25 protein-coding genes are annotated in these 20,006 nt (G+C 48.1%); 17 read left to right on the top strand and 8 right to left on the bottom strand.

The genetic code is table 11. The features are described from left to right. The first annotated feature begins 21 nt into the window (after positions 1-21). On the top strand, positions 22-1,572 hold the full coding sequence (locus BM123_RS19265; RefSeq protein WP_090171945.1) for a DUF1501 domain-containing protein: 1,551 nt from the start codon (positions 22-24) through the stop codon (positions 1,570-1,572). Between the two features lie 406 nt (positions 1,573-1,978). Here BM123_RS19265 and BM123_RS19260 read toward each other — a convergent pair whose 3' ends face one another. Continuing rightward, positions 1,979-2,377, bottom strand: coding sequence for a hypothetical protein (locus BM123_RS19260; protein ID WP_090171943.1), 399 nt, complete (start codon positions 2,375-2,377; stop codon positions 1,979-1,981). A gap of 496 nt (positions 2,378-2,873) precedes the next feature. Here BM123_RS19260 and BM123_RS19255 point away from each other — a divergent pair, with 496 nt between their 5' ends. Then, the gene (locus tag BM123_RS19255; RefSeq protein WP_090171941.1) at positions 2,874-3,890 is read left to right on the top strand and encodes an endonuclease; all 1,017 of its coding nucleotides are present in this window, start codon (positions 2,874-2,876) and stop codon (positions 3,888-3,890) included. 14 nt (positions 3,891-3,904) lie between these two features. Here the strand turns inward: BM123_RS19255 and BM123_RS19250 are convergent, their stop codons facing one another. The 3 genes from BM123_RS19250 to BM123_RS19240 are packed head-to-tail and all read right to left on the bottom strand — an operon-like array spanning position 3,905 to position 5,951. Next, the gene (locus tag BM123_RS19250; protein ID WP_139211969.1) at positions 3,905-5,122 is read right to left on the bottom strand and encodes a DNA adenine methylase; all 1,218 of its coding nucleotides are present in this window, start codon (positions 5,120-5,122) and stop codon (positions 3,905-3,907) included. Between the two features lie 18 nt (positions 5,123-5,140). Then, on the bottom strand, positions 5,141-5,731 hold the full coding sequence (locus BM123_RS19245) for a BglII/BstYI family type II restriction endonuclease (RefSeq protein WP_090171985.1): 591 nt from the start codon (positions 5,729-5,731) through the stop codon (positions 5,141-5,143). Between the two features lie 4 nt (positions 5,732-5,735). Further along, complete coding sequence (locus BM123_RS19240; RefSeq protein ID WP_090171938.1) at positions 5,736-5,951, bottom strand: helix-turn-helix domain-containing protein; 216 nt, start codon at positions 5,949-5,951, stop codon at positions 5,736-5,738. Positions 5,952-6,124: 173 nt separating this feature from the next. Here BM123_RS19240 and BM123_RS19235 point away from each other — a divergent pair, with 173 nt between their 5' ends. Next, positions 6,125-7,510, top strand: coding sequence for an HAD family hydrolase (locus BM123_RS19235; protein WP_175489469.1), 1,386 nt, complete (start codon positions 6,125-6,127; stop codon positions 7,508-7,510). Positions 7,511-7,905: 395 nt separating this feature from the next. On the opposite strand, the gene BM123_RS19230 is transcribed toward BM123_RS19235, so the two are convergent. The 4 genes from BM123_RS19230 to BM123_RS19215 all read right to left on the bottom strand — a co-directional run bounded on the left by BM123_RS19230 (position 7,906) and on the right by BM123_RS19215 (position 9,754). Beyond that, positions 7,906-8,550, bottom strand: coding sequence for a hypothetical protein (locus BM123_RS19230; RefSeq protein ID WP_090171934.1), 645 nt, complete (start codon positions 8,548-8,550; stop codon positions 7,906-7,908). Further along, on the bottom strand, positions 8,547-8,912 hold the full coding sequence (locus BM123_RS19225) for a hypothetical protein (protein WP_090171932.1): 366 nt from the start codon (positions 8,910-8,912) through the stop codon (positions 8,547-8,549). Before BM123_RS19225 ends, BM123_RS19230 begins: the two co-directional genes overlap by 4 nt. Positions 8,913-9,093: 181 nt before the next feature. Continuing rightward, positions 9,094-9,351, bottom strand: coding sequence for a hypothetical protein (locus BM123_RS19220; RefSeq protein ID WP_090171930.1), 258 nt, complete (start codon positions 9,349-9,351; stop codon positions 9,094-9,096). 40 nt (positions 9,352-9,391) lie between these two features. Further along, positions 9,392-9,754, bottom strand: coding sequence for a helix-turn-helix domain-containing protein (locus BM123_RS19215; protein WP_090171929.1), 363 nt, complete (start codon positions 9,752-9,754; stop codon positions 9,392-9,394). 227 nt (positions 9,755-9,981) lie between these two features. On the opposite strand from BM123_RS19215, the gene BM123_RS19210 reads away from it, so the two are divergent. From BM123_RS19210 to BM123_RS19145, 14 genes are all read left to right on the top strand, one after another. Continuing rightward, positions 9,982-10,329, top strand: a complete 348-nt coding sequence (locus BM123_RS19210) for a hypothetical protein (RefSeq protein WP_139211967.1) — start codon at positions 9,982-9,984, stop codon at positions 10,327-10,329. Further along, entirely contained in the window at positions 10,329-10,661 is a 333-nt protein-coding gene (locus BM123_RS19205; protein ID WP_090171925.1) for a hypothetical protein, read from the top strand. The genes BM123_RS19210 and BM123_RS19205 overlap by 1 nt, the downstream gene beginning before the upstream one ends. 61 nt (positions 10,662-10,722) lie before the next feature. After that, positions 10,723-11,049, top strand: a complete 327-nt coding sequence (locus tag BM123_RS19200; RefSeq protein WP_090171923.1) for a hypothetical protein — start codon at positions 10,723-10,725, stop codon at positions 11,047-11,049. 469 nt (positions 11,050-11,518) lie between these two features. After that, complete coding sequence (locus BM123_RS19195; protein WP_090171921.1) at positions 11,519-12,811, top strand: hypothetical protein; 1,293 nt, start codon at positions 11,519-11,521, stop codon at positions 12,809-12,811. A gap of 12 nt (positions 12,812-12,823) precedes the next feature. Further along, complete coding sequence (locus tag BM123_RS19190; RefSeq protein WP_090171919.1) at positions 12,824-13,156, top strand: hypothetical protein; 333 nt, start codon at positions 12,824-12,826, stop codon at positions 13,154-13,156. Then, the gene (locus BM123_RS19185) at positions 13,132-13,500 is read left to right on the top strand and encodes a hypothetical protein (RefSeq protein WP_175489468.1); all 369 of its coding nucleotides are present in this window, start codon (positions 13,132-13,134) and stop codon (positions 13,498-13,500) included. Before BM123_RS19190 ends, BM123_RS19185 begins: the two co-directional genes overlap by 25 nt. A gap of 290 nt (positions 13,501-13,790) precedes the next feature. Next, positions 13,791-14,675 (top strand): hypothetical protein, encoded by an 885-nt coding sequence (locus BM123_RS19180; RefSeq protein ID WP_090171916.1) that lies wholly within the window; start codon positions 13,791-13,793, stop codon positions 14,673-14,675. 204 nt (positions 14,676-14,879) lie between these two features. Then, positions 14,880-15,737: a DNA adenine methylase gene (locus BM123_RS19175; RefSeq protein ID WP_217642191.1), complete on the top strand. Its 858-nt coding sequence runs from the start codon at positions 14,880-14,882 to the stop codon at positions 15,735-15,737. A gap of 293 nt (positions 15,738-16,030) precedes the next feature. Beyond that, positions 16,031-16,327, top strand: a complete 297-nt coding sequence (locus tag BM123_RS19170) for a hypothetical protein (RefSeq protein WP_139211965.1) — start codon at positions 16,031-16,033, stop codon at positions 16,325-16,327. Between the two features lie 110 nt (positions 16,328-16,437). Beyond that, on the top strand, positions 16,438-16,920 hold the full coding sequence (locus BM123_RS19165; RefSeq protein ID WP_090171913.1) for a hypothetical protein: 483 nt from the start codon (positions 16,438-16,440) through the stop codon (positions 16,918-16,920). Next, positions 16,917-18,413: a hypothetical protein gene (locus BM123_RS19160; protein ID WP_090171911.1), complete on the top strand. Its 1,497-nt coding sequence runs from the start codon at positions 16,917-16,919 to the stop codon at positions 18,411-18,413. The genes BM123_RS19165 and BM123_RS19160 overlap by 4 nt, the downstream gene beginning before the upstream one ends. 28 nt (positions 18,414-18,441) lie before the next feature. After that, positions 18,442-18,684 carry a hypothetical protein gene (locus BM123_RS19155; protein WP_090171909.1) on the top strand — a complete coding sequence of 81 codons (243 nt, stop codon included), beginning with the start codon at positions 18,442-18,444 and terminating at the stop codon, positions 18,682-18,684. A gap of 93 nt (positions 18,685-18,777) precedes the next feature. Further along, entirely contained in the window at positions 18,778-19,206 is a 429-nt protein-coding gene (locus BM123_RS19150) for a hypothetical protein (protein ID WP_139211964.1), read from the top strand. Between the two features lie 74 nt (positions 19,207-19,280). Further along, positions 19,281-19,958, top strand: coding sequence for a hypothetical protein (locus BM123_RS19145; protein WP_090171905.1), 678 nt, complete (start codon positions 19,281-19,283; stop codon positions 19,956-19,958). Positions 19,959-20,006 lie beyond the last annotated feature (48 nt).

The raw sequence follows: 20,006 nt of genomic DNA, 5'->3' as shown, positions 1-20,006 counted from the left end.
CCAAGGAGCAATTTCAAAAGTATGAATCGCCGAAATTTTCTTCGCACGGGTGGTGCTCTAAGCCTCCCTTTATTAGCTAACAACCCACTGAGTGCTCACCTGACGCGAACGCTTCGTTCGCTGGTGGACCCGGACTCTGACCGGGTGCTCGTCCTCATTCAGCTCAATGGCGGTAATGACGGCCTGAGCACGCTGGTTCCCCTCGATCAGTACGCCAACCTGATGCAGGTGAGGCAGAACCTGATGGTCCCTGAAGATCGTCTGCTGGGCATTGATAATAACCTCGCCTTCCACCCTTCTGCTGCCGGTATGCATGAGCTGTATCAGGAGGGGAAAATGGTCGCCGTACAGGGCGTCGCCTACCCAGATCAGAACCGCTCGCATTTCCGTTCCACAGATATTTGGACGTCAGCCTCTGACGCCAGAGAGGTAGTGACCAGTGGTTGGCTGGGGCGCAATTACCAGGAAGACTTTGCTGACTTCCCGGATAATTATCCCAACGAGGAGCATCCACACCCCTTTGCCATTGCCCTGGGCAATCAGGTTACCCAGACCTGCCAGGGAGTGGGCGTGAACTTCAGTATGGCCATCAGTAATCCGTTCAACCTGCTGGCACTGGCTGGCGGAGACGACACTCCGCTGCCGGACGATCAGTACGGTGATGAACTTGGTTTTCTACGGACCAGCATCGTACAGGCCAATGCCTACGGTGCCGCTGTGCAGGAAATTGCCGCGCGCGGCCAGAGCCTGGTGGAATACCCGGATAACCGACTCGCCGAGCAGCTCAAAAACGTCGCCTACATGATTAGCGGGGGGCTGCAGACGAATGTCTACGTTGTTAACCTTGGCGGCTTTGATACCCACGCTAACCAGGTGCTGCCGAACGACACCTCCAATGGCGAATATGCCACGTTAATGGAGTCGCTGGGCAGCTCCCTTAAGGCTTTCCATGATGACCTGACGGCTCAGGGCCTCGAGAAAAGGGTGCTGTCAATGACCTTCTCAGAGTTTGGTCGTCGCATCCGGTCTAATCTAAGCCTGGGCTCGGATCATGGAACGGCCGCCCCCCTTTTCCTGATGGGGAGTTGTGTTAATGCCGGGGTTCTGGGAGATAATGCAGAGGTAAGCCCGGACGTTGACGTCAATGAAGGGGTGCCGCTGCAATATGACTTCCGCGATGTTTACGGGACGGTCTTTGAAGACTGGTTTGGGCTGGAGCCCGAACGGGTGCGTTCGGTGCTCGGCCATGATTATGTCCGCCTACCAATTTTAGAGGGCTGTGCCAGTGTGAGCACAAACGACGAGGTCATCAAAGATTTGCGGGTAAAGCTATGGCCCAACCCTACGGCCGGTCGGGCGCAGATTAGCTTTGAGGTAGAAGGCGGGCACACGGAGTTAAGCCTCAGCGATGTCTCCGGTCGTTTACTCCAACGAATCTTCAGCCGGACGCTGCCTGCGGGTACACATCAGTTTGAGTTGGATATGAACCAGTATCCGACGGGCACTTACTTCGTACGACTGCAGGCTGGCGCTTCGGTGGCTAGTCGACGCCTGGTGAAGGGAGGGAGGTAGTAATGTAGGGGGGGAGTATTGTAGTAAGGTAGTGGCCGCCGCGCGGCGGAAGGGGCAGGTGTTGGGCGCGGACGCAGGTGCAGGCAAGGGGTAAAGGAGCAAGGGAGAGCTGAAGGCTGAGAGCCGCTTGTTCGACCATTTTTTACCACTTTTCGCCTGCGAAGCTGGGAAAAATGCTGAAAAGTTGGTCTGACGAGTTCGGCGGACTGCTGGCTTACTCCCACTCGTCGGAACGCTCGTCGTCGGCGTGAAAGCACCTGACGAAGGCGGTCGGACGAATCTGGTAAATAGCAGACTATCTTACCTGCATGTAAAAGTAAACCACCATGAAGCTGCCCCTCAACTGTGAAGTCGAATACCTTCAGCACTTCCTGCCTGTGGAAGAAGCTGCTAAGCTATTGCTAGGTCAATACTCATAGAGTAAAATTCCGTCATCTACACTCGACTTATTGATTAGAGCAATAGAACCTTTCTTTGCGGCTTTATAGATATCCGTTATGCTTTTCTCTTTTAAAGCAAGTATATCTACTGGATCTTTTGAGTATAATAGAAATTGATTCATGTTTCTATCATCGTACTTCTTGGCAAGGGAAGGCAGGATGTCAGATTCAATTTTATCTAAATAAGAACTGTCGACTAAGACAGTGTGGACTATTCGCTGAATATTAGCCTGGTTTTTCGAACCAGCAACGGAGGCGACGATGGTGTAGGGGGGCACAACGTTTTCTTGGGTGTTGCTGTCATGGGGAATTTCGCACGTCATAAATAGCATGGAAAGTAGAATAAGGGTTAAAAGACGTGTCATACATTAGTTTTTGTCAAAAGATAGATTGTTAATGACTTTTCATACACATTAGTAAACGGTAGCAGCACAAAGCAAGAAACTTGTTTTTAGCTTAAATCCTTTCAGAAGTGAAGAGGAGGGATAACGCTGAGTACAGAAATGGCTACCATTGCATTAAGTGATGTTTAGTACGCGGAAAAACTAGTTAAGAGTTTAGTGTCAATCTTAATTCTTAAAAGTATCACATCAGTGCCGTAAAGTCCAAAAAAGAAACAAAAAATCCCTTCAGGCGAATCGCTTGACTTGAAAACAGGGCAAACCGCATAATCCTAAAACCACAAACGCCCATCCCTACCGAAGTAGAGATGGGCGCTGTGATAAGTGGGCAGTGAGGGGCTTGTTTTAAGTTTGTAAGTGACTGATAGTCAAATGAGGTAGCGGAAATTTTTAGAAAAAATTTAGCACTGGTCACTAAAAACTATCGTAAGAGAAACCAATAGATACCTTTGCAGAAAAAATGATGCACGGCCTGAGAATAATTTTCTGTTTATTGCTGACTTACCACCTCAATGCCCAAAATCACACTCCTGTTTTCCCTGAGCTCACAGGCGAAGAGCTAATGCAACAAGTGGTGGCCAGCTACAAGACAACCTCTGTACTTGATTACGGCACCGCCCGCGATATTCTCTACGGCACCATCGACATCAAGAACGACAGCGTGAGTGGCATCTACACCGGCCACAAGCTCTATCTGCCGCCTGGTGTTGATCCATCGATTCATCTATTTATGGATGGTGCCTCTGATGGTATCAACGCCGAACACACCTACCCCAGGAGTAAGGGAGCAAGGAACGGAAACGGCTTTTCCGATATGCACCACCTCTTTCCCTCCAGGACGGCCGTAAACGCCTCAAGGAACAACTTTCCCTTCGAGGACATCAACGACCAGGAAACTACCTCCTGGTTTTATCTGAACGAAAGCCAGAGCAGCCCCCCAAATGTTGATGTTGATCTCTATAGTGAACGGATCAACGGTGCCTTTGAGCCCAGAGAATCAAAGAAGGGAGACATCGCCCGGGCCATGATCTATTTCTACACGATGTATAAGGAGGAAGCACTAGCCGCCGATCCGGATTTTTTTGAAGAGCAGCGGGAAACACTATGCCGCTGGCACCAGGAAGATCCGGTGGATGAAGCAGAATGGGAACGGACGTTTATGATTGCAAAATATCAGGATGATTTGCCTAACCCTTTTATCTTGGATAGTACTTTAGTGGAGAGGACATACTGTGAAGGGGTAACGGGGGTAGAGTATCAGTCAGCAATAGAGGTTAAGCTTTTTCCCAATCCAGTAATAGATGTTCTATTTCTTCGGACTGAAGAAATAGTAAATGTGATAGTGATTAATCATTATGGCAAGATAGTTTACGAAAAAAAAACCATAAAATCAGTAGATATAGACTTCTCTAGACTAGAAAGTGGGTTCTACATTCTAATGGTCAATGGGCTAGGACAAAAGGTGTTGAAACTGTAAGTAACTAGCTTGGACTATTTACTGCAAATAAGCATTACTTCTACGACCTTTCGACTTTTGTCTTTTTGTCTGCCCATGGTGCTATGAATATAATCAAGTTCTCTGACCTCTACTTTGTACCCTTTCATAGTCTCTTTGGCAAGCCTCAAAAGATCATCAAAAGAGATCATTCCTGTTTCACTATAACTTAAAACTAGTGATGAATCTGCACTTGCGACATTTGCAAAAAGGTCAGTAAAGGCACCTCGTACTTTTGACTTAATGCAAAAATCTGATTGATGGCGATCAGTGCGATACCGACCTTTAAATTTGACTTCAGGATAATCGTACTTTACCAAAGTTTCAAGAGCATGGTAAAACCGGCTGTAGTGAACAAACTGATACGGAGGATCAGCGTAAACAATTGAATTAGGCTCGATGTATTTTAGAGCTTCTCTAAAGTCGTAATTCGTTGTTTGGTGATCGTGTTCAGTATTGTTGCAGCCGTTGAAGTATTGGGCCAAAGATTTAAACTTGCTTTCAAAAAGTGGCAAAATTTTCTTTTTTCGATACATCAGAATATCTGAAAGATTATCCTTTGTGACATCTCTGTATTGTGCATAATGTCCAGTACTTTGAGAGCAATATGCCATTGAAAACATGAGGCAGCCGATTATGTAATCCGCTAAGAAAGTGTTCTTGTAAGGTTTAGACCTAGCCACTGAAGATAAAGCATCTATCCAAAGGCACTGGTCAAAAGACCAATAAGTACCACTGAAATATTTTGTAAAAAGATGATCCTTAGTGTCGAACTTAAGGTCAATGAGTTGCTGTTGCTTTTTTTCAAGAATTAGTGTTTCCTTGAGACTAGGAAGTTCAGGATAACTGAGCTCAAAACCTGGATGAGCTTTGTGAAAACGTTTTATATGACTTTCAGCTTTTTTAACTATTCGTGACAATACGTTATCAGGGAAGGCTTCCCAGTTGTAGTTGTTTAAATAAACTCTTCCTATTAGCCCAGAGTAAGATTGAACGTCATTACAAGTGACAGGCATTTTATTTCTAAACGACCCACCAACAACAGAAGACCCTGCGAATAGATCGTAAAGCCTTTGATCTTTACCGGTTCGAACACTGTCAATAGATTCTACTACAAAATCAAGGAGGTTGCGTTTTGACCCCATATACTTGATTATATGCGGCATGTCAGGTGTCAAGCTCTTAACCATACTTAAGTTTGTTTTAGCTGGCACGAAGAAACAACTTTTTATCTACTCTTCTACGTAAAGAGCTGCTTTTATTCCAAAGACTAGCACTGGGCAGCCTCCTGCTGAGCCTCCATCAATCTTAGGGACAAGCTTGTCCATATGTGTTGTAGAGGCTCCATAAGAGGAGCCTTTCCCTAACCGTTTGAAAATTGTTTGCAATTCAGTCGCTCTCGTAACAATGATGCCAAGGCTTATAACCTCTCGATCGTGTAAGAGCCTAAAGTTATTTAGATCTCTATCGTAGAACTCAGTTTTGTTGTTCCATTCAACTTCCAATGCAACTCTGTTTCTGTAACAATCTACTTTATGAGTAGGAGTTTCATTGACGACACCATCAACCACAATTTTAGTATCGAAGTCCTTCTCTATCCATTCACGTTCATAAAGATAGCTGTCAAGTTTTATTGCCATCGGGCTCTTTCTCCCTCCCTTGGTTAGTATGTCTGTCCTAGTCAGCCTAAATGTGTTAAGTAGGCCCAGTACATCCTCAAATTCTGCCGGGAACTCATAGCGAAGAACGGCAGCGGCATGTCGCCATTCGTACACTTCATACATTGCTAGTATTTCAGGGGGAAGATGATCTTCTAAAGCCATAGGGTCATTCAAATAAGGTAGTGATTGAAACCCCTAAGGCATTAGCCAACTTTTCAATACTAATGAGCGTGACGTTTTTTTCTGCTCTCTCAATCATACCGATGTAGGTACGATGCACTCCAGCTTTGAAAGCCAGTTGCTCTTGAGACATTCCGTTTTGCGTCCTTAGTTCTCTAACTCTCAAGCCAAAATGAACTAGAATATCAGTTTTACTCTTCATTTTCTCAGGGTGTGCAATACTACCTCTATTTAGCTGAGCAGGCCACATACTATAGTTAGCATAATCTCTGAAAAATAAGAAGATGCTTACGTTCCTATCAAGGAGTAGGGATAAGTGGTTTAAGGAGCACCTTAGTAACTAATCGCTATCTTGCAACAGCAAAATTTATGAATATGAAGCGAGTTAATGTAGTAGTCACAGATTTGGATAATACTCTATGGGATTGGTTACGGATGTGGCATGCCTCATTTGAGCCATACTTAAATCGTATAAGCTCTGAATTCTCGATTCCACTACCAGAACTCAAAAAAGATTTTAGGAACCTTCACAAACGTTACGGTACCTCCGAATCCTCATACGTGTATAAAGAGTTGACTTCATTAACCGAAGAGCAAAAGTCTAAAGTTGATGTGAGAAATGCTAAAGGCATGAGTATTTTGCACGAGTATTATCACCTTAAGAAAAACAACTTAGAACTTTATTCAGGCGTATACGAAACCCTTTTAAAACTTAAAAAGCATGGAGTCTTAGTCATAGCATTTACAGAGTCTAATGCGTTCTTCACAAAGCAAAGGTTAGAACATCTTAAATTAGACGGCTTAATTGATTTTGTTTATTCTCCTATTGATAACGGTAAACCAACAAGTGTTGATCGATTTTACCCAGAAGACCACTGGGAACCAAAGCATACTCAGTTTAGATACCTTTCTAAGGGTACTTTGAAGCCAGCTCCAGAGATACTTGAAATTATTTTGAAAGATTTCAATGCTTCTAAACAAAACACTTTGTATATAGGAGATAAGCTGGATAAAGACGTATCCATGGCAATTGATGCTGATGTATTCTCTATTCATGCGGCCTATGGTAGTAATACAGACTCTAAAATATACGAGCTGCTAAAGGAAGTTTCTCACTGGACTGATGAAGATATTCTACGCGAAGCCAAGTATAACAAGGATAATGGAGATAATCCAATTCCAAGCCTTAGGTTGGAAAAATCCTTTGAGGAAATACTTGATCATTTTGAATTTTTCCCATTTGATGAGATTAATTACCATGAGAATGTTAGTCATGTTATTACGATCTGGCAAAAGACGATTGATGTCCAACAGCACTTTAATGATATTGAACTCAGAATAAGAAACATAGCATTAACTACTTTTACATTTATAATTGGAGCTATTGGTTTTCTGATTAAAGAAGGATTTTCAGTGAAAATTTCAGAGTTGGAAATTCCATTGTCGACCGGCGTAGCTGTTACAGGCTTATTTATCATGTTTGCTTTTTTTTATATGGATAGGGCTTGGTATCATAAGTTGCTGATTGGGGCAGTGAAACAAGGTATTTACATTGAGGATCGGTGGGCACATAAGCTTCCAGAGATGAGACTTACACATGCAATTGGTAAAGAAAGTCCTCATAGTTTTTACAAGGATAAAAAAATTCATTCTAGGAATAAATACTATGTTTTTTATGGGCTACTCTTCTTAACACTGATAATAATTGCTATAATCTCTTATTTCTTAGATCCCGTTAGTTCTACTTTAAATGACCGGTAAAAAACTCACCTAGGAGACAAACCACCAGGCAGTATGAATTCATCACAAAACAAGTATGTTTCGATATGGACTCAAAAGGCCAAGCAGCAGGAAACAGTGCAGAGATAAACAAAAGCATCAGCTTCGCCCATAAAGGGCGATCAGTTGGATCATTAGCACGAAACGACGTGCTGGGCATGCAGTGGCCAGCTCCGCGCGGATGCGCCGGATTCTAGCCTCTTTAGTAGGATTCAATTGTGTTTGAAGTTTGCAACAAGAGAGAATGTAAAACAAACACTTTGTTTTTAATTGTGCAAGTTTTGAAACACATTAAAGTTTTTAGACATGGAAAAGCCCCGGCCGCTGGTGAGCGATCGGGGCCTTTTGATTGCTATACAAATCATTACGGTATGGCTTTAGTCATGCCTTCGACCAAGATTACCAATGCTTAAAGCCAGCTTTTCTACATTCCATAGACTATCCAGTTCGTTTCTGGCGACTAGGTGGGTGGCTGGTAAATTTCGAGGCACTTGATCAATTAAACTGAGCTTTTGCTTTATGTCCAAGCCATTGACCAGGAACAAAGGCTCTTCAGCAGAACCGTATTGAGGAATCAAAGCAAAAATCAAATCAAATTGTAGTGGGTCTTTATCAAAAATGGCCATTAGTTTTTGAACGTCCATTGGGCCCTCCAAAAACTCAACAAGCTTTAATTTAAAGTTGATATTTCTGGGGTTTAACATATCTATTGCCCGTTTGAAATTAATGATTTCCATCTCGCTCAACTCAGGCACAATGTTTGCTTCGTCATAGACTACTAAAGCGGCTGTAAGGTTTTCCCTAAAGCCTCCTAATTCAGAAGATTCCTCAATTGTGGTATCCTGAATAAGCGACCAAATTAGATTATCCGATAATTCTATTGTTGGACCAGATTCCAACTGATCCAAACGAGCATTAAGAGATATGTAAGCAGCCACGGCGGCCGCTACCAAAGAGCAGCACAAAACTACCAAGAGTAGCTTTAGCCAGTACAGAATTGATTCTAAGAGTTGAAGCGTCATTGTGGACAGTTTTTCAAATCGATGATCTTTTTGAGATCTGACACGTGAAGAGCTAACTCATCACATGTATAGTCGTTCAACAAAGTAACGATTTGATTGTCACGTTTGAGTCTTTTACGGACTTCTTTTTCGACCAACTCGGGCAATTCAGCCCTCACAACAGACTGGAAACGAGACTTATCAGCCTCCATGTTTGCTAATCTGTTCTCCATATTACTGTAGACGGCATATCCGCCAGTAATTAGACCTATGACTACGACTACGGCCGCTCCTATCTTGTATAGCTGCTTAAGTTTGAAATTTACAATGGTATCTTCATCAGGGGCATTGATCTCTTTAGGCTGGTTATTATCCTTAGTCATATTTGCTATTTGTACTGGTCCAAAATCCACCAAATCAACACCCCCCAAACCCCATAAAACCCAGCAATCTCCACAAAGCTATAAAGCTCATTCTCACTAGGATTTTCCGGAACCCAAAACAGGTTCATCGGTAGGCATAGGAGGTAGCGGAGGCGTTGCAGGACGGTCATGTGGCCAGTATTCAACCCTGCTTAATTTCCACCTCCTGATCAAAACAAGAGTAGATAAATTCTTTGGCTTCATCCCAAGACTTTACAGGGGATTGTTTAGACTGAGAAGTATTCCGTCGGGACGATGACATCCCCGCTTTGCTCGTACTTATACTAATAGTTTTCTGTTGATTATTCACGAGAATAAAGGGCATAATGCCATCATCATCAAACTCATATTTTCCTACGAGCTCTCCGCTAGTATCAAGTATTTCACCTTTATGTTTCATAGGGTATAGGTTTTCAAGCCAAAAGGCTAGGTTAAAAAATCTACTCTATCCCCAGCCGCTTAGCCAGTTCAGGGTTTTCTTCTTTCAGCGCCATCTCAACAACCTTTACCCGCTGCTCCAGAAGCTCATTCATCCGCTTCAGCGTAGAATCAGCCTCTTCCTGACCTTCCCCCTCAGCGCCAAACGGACGGCCAGCTTCCTGGCTCAAATCCTTCAGAATGAGGTCGTCGAGATTGACGTCGAAGAACTCGGCTAATTGAATTAAAGTTTCAATTTTTGGAGCTGAAGTACCCGTCATATAGTTACCAACCTGCGATCTAGAAATATTTAACATTTTAGCCAAGGCGGCATTGTTTACTCGCTTTTCATGACTTAAATGGCTAAGGTTCTTTGCTAAATACATAGGTTTAATCCAAATACAAGAGCGAAACGTTTTGTAAAAATCTACAAATGTTCAATTTTATTTGCACTTGTTGATTTAAACTGCACATATTTGTACTGTAAAGTTAGAGATACTAACCCAAAAGTATAACATCAGTACCATAAAGTTTGAGTTTTGCCCGTAAAAGTTGCTAATGGGCGGACGGGGCATCCCATGCCCGGGCAGACGGGTACTACAATCTCATTGCCATGTTTCCTACCGCAAAGACAAAACAATTAGTGACCCCTACCCTGGAGCGGTTCGTTGAGGACCGACTTAGGGAGCAAGGGAAATCCCGGAGCCAGTTTGCCAACGAAATGGGCCACCGTTTAGGGATGGATTACACGACTACCCGCCTTACTCGACGGATTAACACTCCCCGGGATTTTCCGGCTGATGAGTTAGCAGCTTTTGCCGACCTGCTAAAGATCAAAGATTGGTTTGGGGAGTTGGTGATCAACTTCGGCGCTGGCCTGGACGGATGCACCGTTTCTGAATTCGATAAGATGCTGCACCCCCAGGGTTGCCAGCTGGGCCGTGTAAATGTTGCCGCCTAATGGGACTTGTTCTAAACGCTCCCCTACCGCCCACGCTGGCAGAAGCCTTCTCGCAGCTGATGGAAGTAAACGCTCAGCTGCTGGAAGAGCAACGCCGTACCAACGAGCTACTGGCGAACCGGAAAGAGAAATCCGATTGGATGACCGGCGATGAAGTAGCGATTGCTCTCGGTAAGCGCCCGAATAAGTCGGGCCATCACAAGTTTTTGCAGTGGTGCCGGGACCATGGCCACCTGACCATTTTCGGACAGTGCAAGCCTTTTACTTACTCCCGCCAGGAAGTCGAAACCCTGGCCGTGCGCGTCAAAGCTGGCGACGTGTACCTACTCTGACCCTCCCCTCTGCTTTTTCAACTTCTCATTGCACCGGCGTTCAGCGCCCACCCCTTTTTTCATGCGAATCATTGACCTTGTTTCCCCAACGCTTTCCCTCATCACGCCCGTTCAGATTGAAACGGGTAAGCGGATGAATTTTTATTCCTCCACCGAAATTGAAGACGGCGATATCCTTTATGCCAACGGCGAAAAGGGCTATACGATTTACCGGGCGCACAGCACGACTTGCAGTAAGCAACGACGGGCCATCCGAATTGGCGGCACCGACCGGAAGCCGATCCTGGCCCCCTACATGGTGCGGACCTACCTGCAGGAAATCAAGAACAAAAAAGAACTGGATCGAGTACACGGCCTGATGATTGAGGTCGGAGAACTCCCCTGGTAAAGACTTACCTCATTTCATTTTCAACATAGGGATGTTCGGCCCCTGGCTATGATTGACCAGGGGCATTTGCCAGGGACGGCAACCGGGGTTTAAACTGATCTCAGCTAGTACCAAGATTAATCACCCCAACGGAGGGTTCGATTCCCTCTCCTGGCGCGAAATAGGTGTAATAGTGTGTTTTCCCCGGCCTGTGTGGGTCGGGGCTTTTAGCCGGGGTCTTCCACGCATGGGCGTGGCCACGTCATGACGTCAAGCGTGTTCTCAGGAGGTTCGATTCCTTCCCCCGGCACGAGTAGAATTTGTTTTCATGAGAGATTACTGAGGGGGCTGGTTGTCGTCTTCTGGCCCCATTCTCTCTCTTCGGATTCTTCAAGATACCTCAGCAGCGCGGCCTACGGGCCGGGTTGAACCAGGTGGCCGGCTCGCGGGCCGGTCACCTTTTTTCCATACTCATTGCAACAAGCGTAAAATGTTAGTAATTCACCCAGCGAAGTCTTATATCCTCATGGAGGAACTATTTGACCAGCACAACAAGTCTCTCAGCTGCGGACAACGCCTGAAAGGGGCGCACCTGGAAACCATGAAAGTGCTGGTACGCCTCCTGAAAATGGAAACGGGCCATTATCAATCTTGTAAGCGTCCTGGTCCGCAGGGTGATCTTATTCGCTCGATCAGGACCAACAACGTGCAACTGGCCAAAATGCTACGCCGGTGTGAACGGACGGTGCGCAACCTCATTAAGCGTTTAAGCGCCGCTGGCTTCCTCAAAAAGATCTTCCACGGTAGTAACGCCAGTTTTGAAATTCAGCTCAACACGGACCTTCTGTACTTGCAGGAAACGACGGCCAGGGACGCGGGAAACGTTGTTTCGATCTTCCGTAACCCCCTCCCCGCCCTGCGGCCCCAAGCGGCCGCTATGCGGCAAAATTTGCCGGATACCCTATCACCTTCGGTAACCAGACAGGGTACCAATCAATTGAATGAATTAAGCGGCACGGCTTCCAGCGATACGAACGCTAATGCGTTCGCACCAGCTGACGCCGACCAGCAGCAGCCGGGTACCGAACAAGCTACCGAACCGGATACCGGAACGGGTTACCACCCCAGCAGCGACAACCCTGCCACTAACCCGCCGGACACTTTACCCTCAAAAAAAGTTCCGCGAAAAAAAGTTCCCGCGGCTACCCGTCCGGACACGATGGAGGAACTCACCAGTGAGCTCACCGCGCCGCAGCGCAAGCAGCTGGACCGTCTGCTCGATACCGTGTGGGATCACGCCATGAGCGAGCTCGATCAGTTTCAACCCGGCTACCTCACCCCTGACGAAGAAGAGCGCGGGCGCATTGCCCTGGCGGAGTTCTTCGTCTACGGCAATCCCAACACCTGGAAAGCGGCGGCGCTGGAGTTCGTCAACCGCATCGATCTGGTGGGCGGCTGGCTCGAACGGCGGTTCCTGGCGGGCAAAAAGGCCTTCGTGCCGATTCCTTCCGTCTGGTTTGATGTTCGCAACCCCAACGGATTCCGCCGCTCCAAGTCTTGGCACAAGACCCAACAACACCAGCTGAAGAAAGCTGCGATCAACCAGGAGATTGGGCGTTGCCTGAAAATCTACTGGCGGGCCAACGACAGCAAGACCGGCGACGTAGATGAAACGCTCCGCGTTATCCGTCAGCGCCTCCAGAAAAAAGGAGGTCCGGCGCTCTTCCAACTTTTCAAAGACAAATTATCCACCCAGGCGACCATCAACGCGGTCGCCTCCTAAATCATTTTTCTCATGGTTCAACCCACCCCCACCCCACCACCGGACGCCGCTGCAAAGCGAAAAGCGAAGCGCGGCAGCAAGGACCGGCGTAGCTGCGACGGAAAGCTGAAGCTGGCCGTCCGCTTTCACAATCACCAGCTCGACGGCCCCTGGACGATCTTTTCAGACACTCGATTCAACCGCAACTTCGACGCCGCCCTTGCTCAGCTGCTGGGCGTCATCGAGAAGCCCAAATTCAAGGGCAAAGTAGCCTGGGCAGAAATCTATGATTGTTCCGCCAGCCGCTTCGGGCCAACCCTGGCCACCTACAAGCAGGGCCAATGGCATTATCACAACAATCATTGATGAAGCCGGTCCCCGCTACCCCGCACAATATCCGGCTGGAGCTCAGTTACAAAGTTTCCTTCACGGCGCACGAAATGTGGTTTTTCAATCACTTCATTCCGGGCGTCATGGTTTCCGAAGCTCATAAAGCCAACCGGCTCCTGGAGTTATGCAACGTGCAGGAGCTTTTCCGAAGAAAGCAGGACAAATTCAGAGACGGTCAAGCCTGTAAGCTGAAAATGACTACTGCCGAATTACTTGCCCTGAAACGATTACTCCTGAATACAGAAGTACCGACTGCCTGGAAGCACGAATCAGAAACGATCCTGGCAAAACTCGATCAACTAACCGTAGGCATCCGATGAAATACGAACCCAACCCTCGGGTAGTCGAATCACTGATCATTACGGTCCTGCTCACTTGCCTGATGATGATCTGTTTGATGATCGTCCGGGCTTAAAATTAAAAAGATGAATAATTATAAGACCCTCAACAAGGTGCTAATTGGCCTTATCGTACTCATGGTCATACTCAACGTCATAGTACGCTTCTAAATCAAAACAGCCCCGCCCCCAATGAAGGGAGTGGAGCCATTTCTCAAACCAGGGGCCGCTTAACTTGACGGAGCGGCGGTCCCCTAATCATTATCAAAGTTATGGGATTATTTTCTAATAAGTTTTCAATCAGCACGGCGGCCATTAGTGCCAATGGTCAGTGGCGAAGTTTCAGCACGCTGATGCGGCTGCTGAACGGCGGGCTCACCTTCGCCTTTGGCTTCACCTACGGTGCGTACATGATCCCCACGGGACACCCTACGGCATCCGCCATCTTGGGTGGTATTGCCTTCGCACTCATCTACGACGTGGCCGCCTTCGGCTGGGATGCTGCTGCCCGGCGTGACGGTATCAGTCCGGAGCAACGCCTGATGTCGGAGAATATGTCTGGCTTCAGTATGTGGTCCAGCACGGCGATCAGTGCGGTGCAGCTGGCGCTTACTACTCCCCTCGTTGATTTGTCGTCCATGTACGACGGCATCGGGATGACTGCGCTGGCGCTGAGTACGATTTTACTGGCGTCTCACTTCGTCACGGCTTTCAACTACAAAAATGCTTCCCCGGAGACAATGGAGGCCCGCATTGATTCAGAACTGCAGTCTACCCTGGCGGCCATGTACCGGCAGCAGCGCACGGAGCTGGCCATGAAGGTGACGGAGCGCGTCGCGGAGCGTATGATCGATAACATCGATCAATTCGCCGAAGCGGAAGCCGCCCGCGAATGGAAGCGGATCACTACCAACATGGGGCAGGCAGAAATGACGATGGAGGCGCGAACGCAGGTGCAAGCAAAGGTGAAAGGCAATGAAGGCCCGCCCCCCGCCCCTCCTGCTGACGACCAAGACAGCAACCGACCCCTCACTGACGAGGAAAAGCTCGCCGAAGTCTCCAAGCCCTTCACCGATGACGCTTACATCGAATTTGAGGAGCTGAGGGGAAACGCGCAGGCCGCCCAGGAGAACAATCTGAATATGGCGGCGGGGTAAGACGGTGCGCTGATCCTGCGTGTGGCATCGATATAAGCCACCGCAGGGCCAACGCGAAACACTGTTCGCCCCGCTGCCGAAAGAACTTCAACCGAAAGGTTAACGTGCGACGGATAAGGGTGCTGACAGTCAGTTAACTAAAATTTTAATGTGTGGTTGCCGGAGGGTGGGATTGCTGTCCTCCGGTGGCTTTAAAAACGTAAGATGATGAATAGAGTGCCAACAAGACCAGTAATCCGCTACTACGGTGGCAAGTGGCGTTTAGCTGATTGGGTAATCGAGCACTTTCCAAAGCATCGATGCTACGTTGAAGGCTTTGGAGGAGCCGGATCAGTATTGATGAAGAAAAAACCAGCACGTGTCGAGATCTATAATGACTTGAATCAGGAGATCGTAAATCTATTTAAGGTTCTTCGAGACAAAGAATCATCTTCAGAGCTTCGACGATTGTTAGACCTTACGCCATATTCAAGGGATGAATTTTTAGCTTGCTACGAGCTTAGCGAGCTACCGATTGAGCAGGCACGTAGGACCGTTGTATTAGCCATGCAGGCACATAATCCGGCGAAGTCGTTGGATAGGAAAGCTAATGGCTGGCGATCTTCTACAGCAGGTCATCATATTATAACACGTGATTTCAAGGAGCATACAAAGGCTTTGGAACTGATAACCGATCGCTTGAAAGGAGTGATTATTGAAAACCATCCTGCCCAGAAAATTTGTGAGCAGCACGACCGGCCGGATACACTTCATTACCTGGACCCTCCTTATCCTGGAGCTACACGTTCCAGTAAAGGGAAGTACTACAAGCATGAACTCCGGGGAATGGATGCTCACAAAGAGTTATTTGATTGGGCAAATAAGCTAACCGGTATGGTCATTCTATCCGGCTACCAGTGCCAGGAGTATGAAGACTGGTATGGCAGGGCAGGGTGGGAGAAGAGAACGAAAACGGCACAGACTGGAGCATTCTGCGGTGGGGCTAAAACGGCGAAGGCTACGGAGATGCTTTGGTTGAATCCTTTAGTGTCAGCGATGCAGAGGCAGCAGCGGCTTTTTTAGTAATTGATAATGATTAACCTAGAAGCGCAACCCTAAATAAAAAATGCCCCGCACTACGGCCGTAGTGCGGGGCTTCTGTATCGCTTGTGTACATAGCTCTCATTGCATCACGAAGATAGTGCAAAAAATGATATGTGTTTGGAGCTATTTGTATGCAGGTTCTTACACATGTATATTTGTAATAATATCCCAGGCAAAATTAAGGCCAGAGTTAGGCTAAATTGAAGCTAAAGTTGAGCGTGAACGGAGGTTGTTTTAGGCGAATTTGCCAAGTCATCCTCATTGTATTCAGTATGTCAGCTTTCACTAATGCGCCGCGTAAGCCGCGTCGCCCTCGTTGCCTCACCAAATTTGATCTTGTTTCGTACTTCAAAGTCTCCTACCGGGTGCTTTGGTCCCGCATATTACCGGACGAGCTCTTGGAAGGGTGGGGGTACAGCTACGAGAAAGACCTGAAGCGTTCCCGGACCTTCGATCCTATCCTTTCTGCCCACATATATCGCCATTATAACATCACCAACCTCGACGCGGAGGAGTTGCCCCAGGCTGAAGAAATGGCCATCGGAGAGCGGGCACCGGAGGATATTTGATGCGTTAAAAAGTTTGTGCTGCGCTGGTTATTCCTAATTCGCGGTGGCTGCGGTTGTTTGCAGCGTGACCGCTGGACTGCCCTCATATTCGGATTCGCAATCAGAAGGATATGAGCCAACTCCTCAAGGTTGCTGGCGGCCTGGCCCTGCTCTACCAGTTGGTAGGCAGCCGGGTCTCCGGAGCAATCTTAGACCGTTTTACGTATGATCTTGCCGGTATTCGTCGGCAGGATATTGCTATGCGTATTGAAGCTGGTCGGGTATTGGCAACTATTGATATTCGGCTTTTTCTGAAGCAAACCCTGGGACCGGATATCCGACTTACGGCGGTTAGTCTCAATTTCTCGCAGCAAGGCGGTTACCTGGGAAATATCAGGGCCAACCAAAATGTGTTGTTGCCCAATGCCCGAACGGTTGAGGTGCCTCTTCGTTTGCGGGTTCCGGCGGGTTCTTTTCTGATTCACTTACAGAGATTACTGGAAGGTGGCAGAGGGGCAGCGCTGGCACCGATTGATATTTCCGGATCGCTCTTTCTGTCCAATGGGCGGGAGTTGCCCGTCCGGCTCACCATGAACTTCTTCAGCTTTTCATGAGTAGAGCCACCACATTGATCCCACCTCCGGCCAAGGGGCCTACGCTTCGCAAAGAAGACTACCGCACGAAAGACATTGTGCAGGTGGTGCAAGACGTGGTGGAGGGCTACGCCCACGAAACGAAAACCTTTTCGCGGCAGTTTGAGCCCACTCGTCGCGGTCTGCAACGGCTGTTCAATTGGGTGGAGCGGCATTTCACCTACAAAGAAGATCCAGCAGGCAGCCAGTGGGTGCAAACACCGGCCTACCTCAACAATAAGAGGGTAGGGGACTGCAAAAGCTACACGGCTTTCATCAGCTCAGTGCTGCAAAACATTGGCGTGGATCACTTGATTCGATATGCCGCCTACGGGACGAGAGAGTTTCGTCACGTTTACCCTGTCGCTATCCTGAATGGTCAGGAGATACCGGTAGACGTCGTCTATAAAGTTCAACACGGTGGCCGCTTCGGAACGGAGAAGCGCTACACCAAGAAAAAAGACATCAAAGTGAAAGCAGGTCTTTACCAGCTGGGCTCTACTATGACCCTGGGCAACATCAATATGAATGCTTCAGAAGAGGCCATCATCGGACAACTCAAAACTACGCTTGCGGATATTGAAAAAATAGGCCGTGAGCTTCCCTCTATCAACCCGAATACCGACGTCACGAAAATGACGGCTGGAGAGCTGGACCAATGGCTCTGGGCGGATCGCTTTGATATCCTGGAAAGGGTAACGCCAGAAAAGGGAAATAAGGCTGAATTCCGGGCCGCTGCCGTCGCGATGCGTCGCGGTGATATCTCCGGTATCGGTTCGGTGAAAAACCTAACGCTCCGGAAAACAGTGTTAAGCATCCTGAAGGACAGCACGAAGAAGCGCCGGCCAGCTTTCCCCGACTTTAGCGTTGCCATCCCAACACCAGCAGGTGTAAGCGGACTTTTTGGTAAGGTGAAAGACTGGTTTAAGAAGGTGGGAGAGGCGATTTCCAGCGTCTTCAAAAAGTTTGTGAATTGGGTCTTTAATGGCATTGGCAAGAAAATGGGGCCATTCTTCATTTTTAGTCTGCTGAAGGGCCGGAATAAGGTCAAAAGTCCGGCTATCAAAAACCGAATCAAGGCGCAAGACAAGACTTTCAACTTTATCCAGAAGCTCGGTAAATTCGATCCCGAGCAGCTTAAAGGACTTGCCCTGAACGGCATCCTGGAGCAAACCGGTAAAACACCCCAGCAGATCGCTATTGAAGGTGGAGCGCCCCAAGTTGGAGCCGTCATCACGGCTATTGTTTCCGCCATTACGGTGGTAGTTCAGATCGTGGAGAAGATAGCGGGCATTTTCAAAAAATCTCCCGCTGATGCTGGTACCGTCGATCAATCTACAATGTCAGATCCAACACTCTTCGAGGAAGAGGCCCGTCTACAACGACAGGCCAACGCCACCGGGCAGGGTGGGGGGAGCCTTTCGCCATTGCTTTTGGGTGGTGGTGGACTCCTGCTGCTTAAAGCCTTGGCTTAATCACTAATCAAAATCAATCTCCCCCATCATGGCAAAGACCACAAAATACCAGCGCTTGCAAAAAGCCAAAGCCAGTCACTGCGCTGGGCGCACTACTAAGGCGAGTCTTAACAAGGCAAAGAAAGCCTACATAGATGACGCCGTAAAAAAGGGCAACAAGACACGAACAGAGGCAACCGCTTCAGCCAACAAGGTTATCAATCGGGGCTGTAGTGCTGGTATCGGCACAACGAAGAAAAAGCGCAAGCTTACCAAACGTCGTAAAAAGTAATCCAACCCACCGGCCGCGCTTTGCGTCCTGGTGATTCTTAAACCTCAACAACCCCCCTTAATTATGTGTGGTTGCAAATCCAAAGTATCAGGTATGGCACGTCGTAAATCGTCCTCCCGCTCTACTAAGGTCACCATGGAAGACGGCCTGGCCGTCGCCGCTGGCGCTCTCGCTAGTGTAGTGGCCAACAAATTAATTAACTCTTACATCCCGGAAGGGCAAGCTGATATGCTTGGTAAGGTAATTCCCGTCCTGAAAGCGGCCGGAGGTGCCTACCTGGCAACAACGGTAAAAGACCGCCGCCTGAAGATGGCAGGTCTTGGTATGGCTGCCACGGGAGCCATTGAGCTTGGCCAGAAGTTCGCACCGGAATTCGTGGCGATTGGCTCCGCTGGTGATATCTACCAACGTCTTGGTGGCCTCGGCACCAGCCTGACGGAAATCCCCCTGAGCATCAGTGGTAGTAATTATGACAGCCCCGCCATGCTTGGCGTAGAGAACTTGGAAATGGCAACGCTTTAGGCGATGCAGTTTCCCACGGAATGACCTTGTGAAGTTGGCTCTTCCTCCCTCTCCTTACTCCATAATCAAGAATAATGTACCCCAATAATAATCGTGGTATTGCCACTAAGATGGCACAGGAAATGGCCGTCTCCATGGGAATGAGCAAGGACGTAGCCCGTCCTCACCAGCTTCACCTCATCGTTGAGCTGGACCCCAATAAAAACGAATACCTGGTTTCGATCAACGAACGAGACCAGAAGTATTTCCCTTCTATCGGTCTGAGCGATCGGGACGGCTTCCTGGCTGTCGGAATGAGCGTTGGCGTTCTGGGAGCTCCGATGGTCAATGGCGTTCCTGTTTTGTCCGCTGCTCTTCCGGTAAGTCATGCTGACGCTGCCATTTTTGACGGCCCCGCAGCTAATGCCGGAGAGCTGACTGAAGCGCAGCAGGTGAATCTCGTCTTCATGTCCAAGTTCACGCTCACCAGCGGTACGAATAAGCGCATTGAGGACCACGCCACGCTGCCTTTCTGCCGCGTTCCGGAGACACAGTCTTCCGGCACCACCAAGAACGTTCGTAACGGTTGTGAGATCGTTCCCCTGGGGGCTTCCATCGGCTTTGCCGGTGCGGATAAGAGCAACCTCACTTTCCGCGTAGATGGTCAGGACCGCAGCCTCATTGCCGGTACTGCTGACCGTAAGAACTTCCTGTATGTGATCCTTGACGGGGCCATCCTGGAAGGTGCCAACAACTTCCTCTTTGCGAAGTAGGCAAGGCCGCAAACCAATTTAATCGCTGAAAAGGTCCGGGCTGGCTCC

Source organism: Neolewinella agarilytica (genome assembly GCF_900110645.1).
Classification (GTDB): Bacteria; Bacteroidota; Bacteroidia; order Chitinophagales; family Saprospiraceae; genus Neolewinella; species Neolewinella agarilytica.
The sequence above is the reverse complement of the archived record's forward strand: the minus strand, read 5'-3'. Positions and strand labels throughout refer to the sequence as shown.

Coding starts and splice junctions, on each gene's coding strand:
- BM123_RS19245 (WP_090171985.1), bottom strand. CDS start 5,731: ATGGCTTTAGAAGATCATCTTCCCCCTGAAATACTAGCAATGTATGAA.
- BM123_RS19170 (WP_139211965.1), top strand. CDS start 16,031: ATGTCAGCTTTCACTAATGCGCCGCGTAAGCCGCGTCGCCCTCGTTGC.
- BM123_RS19180 (WP_090171916.1), top strand. CDS start 13,791: ATGGGATTATTTTCTAATAAGTTTTCAATCAGCACGGCGGCCATTAGT.
- BM123_RS19145 (WP_090171905.1), top strand. CDS start 19,281: ATGTACCCCAATAATAATCGTGGTATTGCCACTAAGATGGCACAGGAA.
- BM123_RS19255 (WP_090171941.1), top strand. CDS start 2,874: ATGATGCACGGCCTGAGAATAATTTTCTGTTTATTGCTGACTTACCAC.
- BM123_RS19240 (WP_090171938.1), bottom strand. CDS start 5,951: ATGAAGAGTAAAACTGATATTCTAGTTCATTTTGGCTTGAGAGTTAGA.
- BM123_RS19190 (WP_090171919.1), top strand. CDS start 12,824: ATGGTTCAACCCACCCCCACCCCACCACCGGACGCCGCTGCAAAGCGA.
- BM123_RS19185 (WP_175489468.1), top strand. CDS start 13,132: ATGGCATTATCACAACAATCATTGATGAAGCCGGTCCCCGCTACCCCG.
- BM123_RS19165 (WP_090171913.1), top strand. CDS start 16,438: ATGAGCCAACTCCTCAAGGTTGCTGGCGGCCTGGCCCTGCTCTACCAG.
- BM123_RS19175 (WP_217642191.1), top strand. CDS start 14,880: ATGATGAATAGAGTGCCAACAAGACCAGTAATCCGCTACTACGGTGGC.
- BM123_RS19200 (WP_090171923.1), top strand. CDS start 10,723: ATGCGAATCATTGACCTTGTTTCCCCAACGCTTTCCCTCATCACGCCC.
- BM123_RS19155 (WP_090171909.1), top strand. CDS start 18,442: ATGGCAAAGACCACAAAATACCAGCGCTTGCAAAAAGCCAAAGCCAGT.
- BM123_RS19230 (WP_090171934.1), bottom strand. CDS start 8,550: ATGACGCTTCAACTCTTAGAATCAATTCTGTACTGGCTAAAGCTACTC.
- BM123_RS19220 (WP_090171930.1), bottom strand. CDS start 9,351: ATGAAACATAAAGGTGAAATACTTGATACTAGCGGAGAGCTCGTAGGA.
- BM123_RS19265 (WP_090171945.1), top strand. CDS start 22: ATGAATCGCCGAAATTTTCTTCGCACGGGTGGTGCTCTAAGCCTCCCT.
- BM123_RS19225 (WP_090171932.1), bottom strand. CDS start 8,912: ATGACTAAGGATAATAACCAGCCTAAAGAGATCAATGCCCCTGATGAA.
- BM123_RS19260 (WP_090171943.1), bottom strand. CDS start 2,377: ATGACACGTCTTTTAACCCTTATTCTACTTTCCATGCTATTTATGACG.
- BM123_RS19210 (WP_139211967.1), top strand. CDS start 9,982: ATGTTTCCTACCGCAAAGACAAAACAATTAGTGACCCCTACCCTGGAG.
- BM123_RS19160 (WP_090171911.1), top strand. CDS start 16,917: ATGAGTAGAGCCACCACATTGATCCCACCTCCGGCCAAGGGGCCTACG.
- BM123_RS19195 (WP_090171921.1), top strand. CDS start 11,519: ATGTTAGTAATTCACCCAGCGAAGTCTTATATCCTCATGGAGGAACTA.
- BM123_RS19215 (WP_090171929.1), bottom strand. CDS start 9,754: ATGTATTTAGCAAAGAACCTTAGCCATTTAAGTCATGAAAAGCGAGTA.
- BM123_RS19150 (WP_139211964.1), top strand. CDS start 18,778: ATGGCACGTCGTAAATCGTCCTCCCGCTCTACTAAGGTCACCATGGAA.
- BM123_RS19205 (WP_090171925.1), top strand. CDS start 10,329: ATGGGACTTGTTCTAAACGCTCCCCTACCGCCCACGCTGGCAGAAGCC.
- BM123_RS19235 (WP_175489469.1), top strand. CDS start 6,125: ATGAAGCGAGTTAATGTAGTAGTCACAGATTTGGATAATACTCTATGG.